This window comes from Seonamhaeicola sp. NFXS20, assembly GCF_049132085.1.
Classification (GTDB): Bacteria; Bacteroidota; Bacteroidia; order Flavobacteriales; family Flavobacteriaceae; genus Seonamhaeicola.
Genome location: NZ_JAFMPU010000044.1, coordinates 1 through 1,160, shown reverse-complemented (window position 1 = coordinate 1,160; position 1,160 = coordinate 1). Strand labels below are relative to the sequence as shown.

1 protein-coding gene is annotated in these 1,160 nt (G+C 33.2%); it reads left to right on the top strand.

Translation table 11 applies throughout. From position 1 onward, the window contains the following. Positions 1-268 precede the first annotated feature (268 nt). Positions 269-904 carry a hypothetical protein gene (locus J1D01_RS17400; RefSeq protein ID WP_421151777.1) on the top strand — a complete coding sequence of 212 codons (636 nt, stop codon included), beginning with the start codon at positions 269-271 and terminating at the stop codon, positions 902-904. The last annotated feature ends 256 nt before the right edge of the window (positions 905-1,160 follow it).

Sequence of the window (1,160 nt, the reverse complement as noted above, 5' to 3'; positions counted from 1 at the left end):
TCTCTTCCGGTACGCGGTCGCTAAGCCTAAATTGATTGAATAGCTTTTCTTGAAATATTTTTGTGCCTTGCATTATTAAATATACGAAATTTCTGTATATTTAGCAAGTCTTGTGCAACGGACACAACGTGTATAATTAATGGCTAGTTCGAGCCTACTTACGAAAATCCTCGCGGATTTTCTATTCGGTTTTTATTTGCTAAATTAGGTGCTTAAAACACGCCACTAATCATACACAAAACCGTTGTGCGTCATTTAAGAAAAAACCGTGAAATACATTAAACTGATTTTAATTTTACTTTTTTTAAGTTCGTGTTCAACGAATAAATCAGTAGTTGGTTTATATGGAAAATGCGGAAAAAGCTATTTTGCTTGCACTCAAATTGAGTTAAAATCGAACAAAACATTTGAGTATTTTATTTTTATGGATGTTGGTGGCGGAACTGTAGTAAAAGGAAATTGGGAACAAATATCTACTGACAGTATAAAACTGAACACATTTGAACAACCAAAAAATCCGAGTACGACTTATAGTGGAAAAATAAATCCCGACCGAATTGAAAACGTGAAAATCACAATCCGAGATTTGGAATTACCACTTGCAGCAGCATTTATTGTAATTAATGACCAAAACGAGGGAAAAGCAGCAGACGTGAATGGAATTGCGGAATTGAAAGCTCAAGAAATTAAGACAATTACATATCATTATTTAGGACAAAAAGAAACAATAGAAATTGACAATCCGAATTATAACGAAGTAGAAATTATTGTAAGGGATTTGGGCTTAAATGCTGTTCCAAGATTTTTGACTGATAAAATAATGACTTTAGATAATGGAAAATTGTTTTTTAACGATGGATATTCATTAAAGAAAACCAACCTGAAAAACAGACAATGGAAATAAAAAACGAACGCACAACAATGGCTATAAGTAATTGCTTGGGGTTGGTAAGTGCCAATCGGAATATTCTGCGAATATTCCTCACTCTGTGTCTTTTTGCTAACTTTAATACTTTAAGCAACTACTCATAGCCGTATTCCAAGGTAAAAAACAACTATTTTTTTTAATAAGTTGTGGCTGCTACATTAACAAATGGTGTTCCTCTCTTAATCACTGCAAAACTCCGTGCTAAAATCTTATTCCTAACATTGTTCAAGGC